Source organism: Bacteroides faecichinchillae JCM 17102 (genome assembly GCF_000614145.1).
Taxonomy (GTDB): domain Bacteria; phylum Bacteroidota; class Bacteroidia; order Bacteroidales; family Bacteroidaceae; genus Bacteroides; species Bacteroides faecichinchillae.
In genome coordinates this window covers 1-998 of record NZ_BAKK01000121.1, presented here as the reverse complement: position 1 = coordinate 998, position 998 = coordinate 1, and the positions used below count along the sequence as shown (strand labels likewise).

Here is a 998-nt window from a genome sequence, read left to right as displayed (position 1 = left end):
AATAACGACTGCTTTTGGAGATGTATCGCATATATAGAATATGGTGGCTGTTACACTAATTCTGACGTTGAGGGCTATGCGGAAGGTTATTTTGGTTCTGGTGTGGATCTGAATACAAGAAAAGACGGTGCAGCAGTGGATACCAGCCAAATGCACGATTATGCTACAAAAACGTATGGTTCCGGTAGCGGTTACAGCAACATTGATCCCGGTAATCTTAGTGAAAATCAACATTTAATTATTCAGTTTGACCTCAAAAAGGCAGGTATGGAGGTAGAAAGTACTGATACACATGCGGTACTATTCCGGAAAGAATATGAAGAAGATGGTATAACATACATCCAAGTTTATGATCCTCAACAAGATACTACGTATGAGATTCCAAAGAGCGCTCAGGTAGCGTCCATTCTTATTGACAAAAACAGTAATAGTGGAGGTAGTGGAAGCAGTAGCGGCTATGGAAGCAGCAGCGACTATGGAAGCAGTAGCGACTATGGAAGCAGCAGCGACTATGGAAGCAGCAGCGACTATGGAAGCAGCAGCGACTATGGAAGCAGCAGCGACTATGGAAGCAGCAGCGACTATGGAAGCAGCAGTTATTACGGAAGCAGTAGCTATTACGGTTAATGCAATAAATGACAAAAAAGATACTTACTACAACTAGAAGGTTATTTTTTAGTTATGTATGCAAGTAAGCTTATAACGAGCTAATTATATTTGTAGCAGCAATATTCTAAATAATAAAATTTCAACATTCTATAAAGTATGAATAATATAAAAAGATTATTTTCAATAATATGCGTCATTGTATACTTAATCCCTGTATACGGACAGAAAGATACAATCACAGCAGAGGGATTATATCTTAAATATAATATTCCAAGTTATCATAAAAGTAACCTTACAACGCGAGATACAGTAAAAATATTAGATGGAGAAATGGATTCCCCTGCTCCTAAGGATTCTGATATGGAAAGAGGAGAATTAGCTCGAATAAC

Annotated in this window: 2 protein-coding genes; both read left to right on the top strand. The window is 38.0% G+C overall.

Going from position 1 to position 998, the window contains the following annotated elements; translation table 11 throughout:
• Window positions 1–627, top strand: a 627-nt coding sequence (locus tag JCM17102_RS31015) for a hypothetical protein (protein WP_025076568.1), incomplete at its 5' end; no start/stop codon positions are given.
• A gap of 138 nt (window positions 628–765) precedes the next feature.
• Window positions 766–998: hypothetical protein (locus tag JCM17102_RS25425; RefSeq protein ID WP_033887271.1), on the top strand; the 233-nt coding region annotated here is incomplete at its 3' end.